The sequence below is a fragment of the Dietzia sp. E1 genome, assembly GCF_014145015.1.
Classification (GTDB): Bacteria; Actinomycetota; Actinomycetes; order Mycobacteriales; family Mycobacteriaceae; genus Dietzia; species Dietzia cinnamea_A.
The window spans coordinates 1-4,228 of sequence record NZ_JAALDU010000547.1 but is presented as its reverse complement, the minus strand read 5'-3'; the positions used below and the strand labels follow the sequence as shown (position 1 = coordinate 4,228).

Here is a 4,228-nt window from a genome sequence, read left to right as displayed (position 1 = left end):
TCCAGCAGCAACCGCGCGCGGTTGTCGCGCGAGCCGCCGTAGGAGTCGGTGCGCTCGTTGGACAGCGGCGAGAGGAACTCGTGGAGCAGATACCCGTGCGCGGCGTGGATCTCCACCACGTCGAACCCGGCCTGGTCGGCGCGGCGGGCGGCGTCGGCGAACGCGCCCACCACCGCGCGGATGCCGTCCGCGTCGAGCGCCTCCGGCGTGGCCATGTCGCCGAACGGGATCGCCGACGGCGCGACCGTCGTCCAGCCGCCCTCGTCGACGGGCATCGAGCCGACGGGGTAGCCGGGCCACGCCCGGTACGCGGACGCCTTGCGCCCGGCGTGCGCCAGCTGGATGCCGATCGCCGCCCCCTGGGAGTGCACGAAGTCCACGATGGGCGCCCACGCGTCACGCTGGGCGTCGTTCCACAGGCCGGCGTCCTCGGGACTGATGCGCCCCTCCGGCACGACCGCCGAGGCCTCGGCGAGGATGAGCCCGAACCCTCCCTGCGCCCGCGCGCCGAGGTGGACCAGGTGCCACGGCGTCGGCACCCCGTCGCGGTCTTCGCACGAGTACTGGCACATCGGGGACAGCCACGCCCGGTTACGGATCTCGAGGTCGCGGATGCGGATCGGTTCGAAGAGCAACGCCATTCCCGCGATTAAACCCCCACCCGTACCGCCGCGCCGCCGGGCCCCGGTCCGCGGTGACCGGGCCGAGCACTCATCGCAGCGGGTCGAACGGCGTGAGCACCGGGTCGACCTGCCCGGTGACGATCTGCTTCGCGAGCAGTCTCCCGGTGGCGGGACCGAGCACGATCCCCCACATCCCGTGGCCGCCGGCGACGTACACCCCGCGTCCCGCGGTGGCGCCCACCAGCGGCAGTCCGTCAGGCGTCACGGGCCGGGAGCCGACCCACTCGTCCCGCCTGTCCTCGAGGTCCACGCCCCGGAACACCCCGTCGACCTGAGCGAGCATCGCCTGGATCCGCCTGTCCCGGGGCGGCTCGTCGGGTCCGAGGAACTCCATCGTTCCGGCGATCCGGAGCCGCCCCTGATACGGGGTGCACGCGATGCGCTGCGCCGGCAGGTAGACGGGGTGCGGGATCGGCTCCTCGACGCCCACCGAGAACGAGTAACCCCGGCCCGCCTGGACTCGCGTCCTCACCCCGAGCGGGCGGGCGAGCTGTGGCATCCAGGCGCCGGTGGCGATGACGACCGAGTCAGCGCTGAGCTGCTCCCCCGTCGCGAGGACGACCCCGGGGGCGCGTCCGGGCCTCACCTCGGTGACGGCGTCCCCGGTGAGCAGCCGGGCGCCGCGCGCGCGGACCGCGTCGCCGAGCGCGTTCACGAAGGGTCCCGGTTCGATGAAGCGCTGGCCGTTCATCCGGTAGGCCGCCGTGACCTCCTCCGAGAGGATCGGCGCGAGCGCTCGGGCGGCGTCGAGCCGCTCCACCTCCACCTCCATCCCGTGGCCGCGAACCCACTCGAGTTCGTCGAGGAATGACGTGGCCGACGCGTGGTCGGTGAACCCGACCACGAAGGGGCCCTCTCGCGTCCGGGCCGCGACCCCACCGTCCGTCAGCTGGTCGAACGCCTCCAGAGCGAGGGCGTTGATCGGGGCCAGGCCGGCCATGGTCCGATGCCAGGCCCGCATCGTCCCGTGTGCGAGGAAACGCGCCAGGAACCCCCACAGTCCGGGGTCGACCCGGAGTGGCACGTGCAGCGCGGCATCCGGGTCGAGCAACGCCTTCAGCCCGTACGTCCACACACTCGGATCCGCCAGCGGCAGGGTCAGGGCCGGGGAGAGGTAGCCGGCGTTCCCCCACGAGGAACCCGCGGCCACCCCCTCTCGATCGACCACCGTGACCTCGACACCGTGTTCCTGCAGATGCCAGGCCGTCGACAGCCCCACCATCCCCGCTCCGATGACGATCGCCGTCTCCATCTCCCCGCCTCCTCCACCGGACACACTGCGATACCTCCAGCATGCCCGCCGGAGGTGCTCCCCCGATCCAATCGGCCACACCCGGTGCCGCGGACTAGCGTGGAGGTCATGGCAGACCCGCAACACACCCCCTCCGGCCTCACCCACCTCGACCCGGAGGGCCGCGTGCGGATGGTCGACGTCGGCGACAAGGCCGTGACCACGCGCACCGCCACCGCGGAGGGCGTCTTCCGCACGCGCCCGGACGTGGTGACGATGGTCGCCGGCGACGCGCTCGGCAAGGCGGATGTCCTGGCCACCGCGCGCCTGGCCGGCATCGGGGCCGCCAAGAAGACGTCGGAGCTCATCCCGCTGTGCCACCAGATCCCGTTGAACTCGGTGAAGGTGCACTTCGACCTCGACGACGAGTCCGGCGAGATCCTCGTCCGCGCCACCGCCAAGACGACCGGTCGGACGGGCGTGGAGATGGAGGCGCTCACCGCCGTGTCGGTCGCGGGGCTCACGCTGCACGACATGGTCAAGGCGGTCGACCCGCTCGCCACCATGGACGGTGTCCGCCTCGCCGCCAAGTCGGGCGGCAAACGCGGGAACTGGCGGCGGGAAGAACACGACCCCGAGCCGAGCGGTGGGATCGCCGACGACGACGAGGGCGACCGCTCGAACTCCGGGCCCGCTGCTCTCGAGGTCGGCCGGACCGGCGTCGTCGTCGTCTCCTCCACGGCCGCCGCCCGCGGCGACCGCACCGATACCACCGGGCCCGCCATCGAGGCCTGGCTGCGTGAGCGCGGCTTCTCGCCGGTGGAGGTGCACGTCGTGGCCGATGCGGATGTGGCCACCGCGGTCACCGAGCACGTGCGCCGCTCGCCGGCGGTCCTGCTCACCACGGGTGGGACCGGCGTCGCGCCCGACGACCGCACGCCCGAGGCGACGGCGCCGCACCTGACACTCGAGCTGCCGGGGGTCGCGGAGGCGATGCGGGCCCGCGGGCTGGCGGCGACGCCCACCGCCGCGATGAGTCGTGGTCTCGCCGGGTTCGCCGGGCGCACGTTGGTGGCGAACCTGCCCGGGTCGTCGGGCGGGGTCAGCGACGGGCTGGCGGTGCTGGACGAGTTGCTCGAGCACCTGCTGGACGTTCACGCCCACGGTGGTGGTCACTGATGTCGGCCCCGACCCCGGCCTCGGGACAGCCCTCCGGGCCGAACTCCGAGCCGCACCCCGCGCCGCTGGCCCGGATCACCGACGAGCGGATCGAGCCCCGCGAGGTCGAGCAGGCCGTGTGGAGCTCGGCGGATGGCGCGATGGTGACGTTCTCCGGGATCGTGCGGGATCACGACGCCGGTCGCGCCGATGTCGAGCACATCGAGTACTCCGCTCACCCTGTCGCGCAGGATGTGCTGGCCCGGCTCTGCGCGGAGGTGGCCCGCGAGCACAGCGGCCCCGCCGACGCCGACGGTCGGCTCGTCGATCCGCAGCGCGTGACGCGCGTGGGCGCGGTGCACCGGGTGGGCGTGTTGACGGTGGGTGAGGTCGCGGTGGTCGCGGTGGCGGTGGCGCCTCATCGGGCGGAGGCGTTCGCGGCGTGTTCGGACCTCATCGAGCGCCTCAAGCACGAGGTGCCGATCTGGAAACGCCAGCGCTTCTCCGATGGCTTGTCGGAGTGGGTGGGCGTCGGCGACTGCTGAGTAGCACCGGCGGCGCGCCGCCGCAGGGTTTTCAGGCAGGGCGTCAGGCGGGTCTGGTGTGGGTGTGGGGGCCGTGTCTGGGGTGGCCTGGTGGGTTGATGAGGGTGCCGTCGTCGGCGATGATGCGGTCGGCGAAGGCGGCCCACTCGCGTTCTCGGATGGCGTCGCGGGCCCGGGCCAGGGGGCCCCGCGGTCTGGTGCGGTGCTCATGCCCGGTGTCGGTGCAGATGATCAACTCACCCAGCGGCCCGGTCCGGTAGGAGTTGGTACCGAACGTCTTCTCCCGATGATGCTTGCGGCACAGGCACACCAGGTTCCAGACGTCCTGGGCGCGTTCCTGTTGGGTCCAGGGTCGGCCCACCCAGTTCCGGATCACGCTTGTTGAACGCGATCACATGATCCACATCACAATCCTTCGCCGGCACCGAACACCCCGGATGCCGACACGTGCCATCGCGCAACCGGATCCGCTCGGCCATCGCCGGGGTGATCAGGTACCGCAGCGCGTGCTCGGGGCTGTCCAGCGCGCCGGGGGCGGGGTCGATGAGCTCGAACCGCACACTGGCCTCATCGCCCTCCAGCAACTCCGTGCACAACCACTCGAAACTGCT

3 protein-coding genes and 2 pseudogenes are annotated in these 4,228 nt (G+C 72.4%); 2 read left to right on the top strand and 3 right to left on the bottom strand.

All coding sequences use genetic code 11. The features are described 5' to 3' along the window. A pseudogene (locus tag G6030_RS15340) lies at positions 1-641 on the bottom strand (NADH:flavin oxidoreductase/NADH oxidase); the annotation flags it as partial. A 70-nt stretch (positions 642-711) separates the two neighbouring features. Continuing rightward, positions 712-1,935, bottom strand: a complete 1,224-nt coding sequence (locus G6030_RS15335) for an FAD-binding oxidoreductase (protein ID WP_182643706.1) — start codon at positions 1,933-1,935, stop codon at positions 712-714. Positions 1,936-2,043: 108 nt separating this feature from the next. Here G6030_RS15335 and moaCB point away from each other — a divergent pair, with 108 nt between their 5' ends. After that, complete coding sequence (moaCB, locus tag G6030_RS15330) at positions 2,044-3,093, top strand: bifunctional molybdenum cofactor biosynthesis protein MoaC/MoaB (RefSeq protein ID WP_182643705.1); 1,050 nt, start codon at positions 2,044-2,046, stop codon at positions 3,091-3,093. Next, positions 3,093-3,617 carry a molybdenum cofactor biosynthesis protein MoaE gene (locus G6030_RS15325; protein ID WP_241724397.1) on the top strand — a complete coding sequence of 175 codons (525 nt, stop codon included), beginning with the start codon at positions 3,093-3,095 and terminating at the stop codon, positions 3,615-3,617. Before moaCB ends, G6030_RS15325 begins: the two co-directional genes overlap by 1 nt. A 43-nt stretch (positions 3,618-3,660) precedes the next feature. On the opposite strand, the pseudogene G6030_RS15320 reads toward G6030_RS15325, so the two are convergent. Next, a pseudogene (locus G6030_RS15320) lies at positions 3,661-4,228 on the bottom strand (HNH endonuclease signature motif containing protein); the annotation flags it as partial.

Bases quoted from the DNA above. Each gene is read 5' to 3' on its own strand.
- moaCB (WP_182643705.1), top strand. From the start codon at position 2,044: ATGGCAGACCCGCAACACACCCCCTCCGGCCTCACCCACCTCGACCCG.
- G6030_RS15335 (WP_182643706.1), bottom strand. From the start codon at position 1,935: ATGGAGACGGCGATCGTCATCGGAGCGGGGATGGTGGGGCTGTCGACG.
- G6030_RS15325 (WP_241724397.1), top strand. From the start codon at position 3,093: ATGTCGGCCCCGACCCCGGCCTCGGGACAGCCCTCCGGGCCGAACTCC.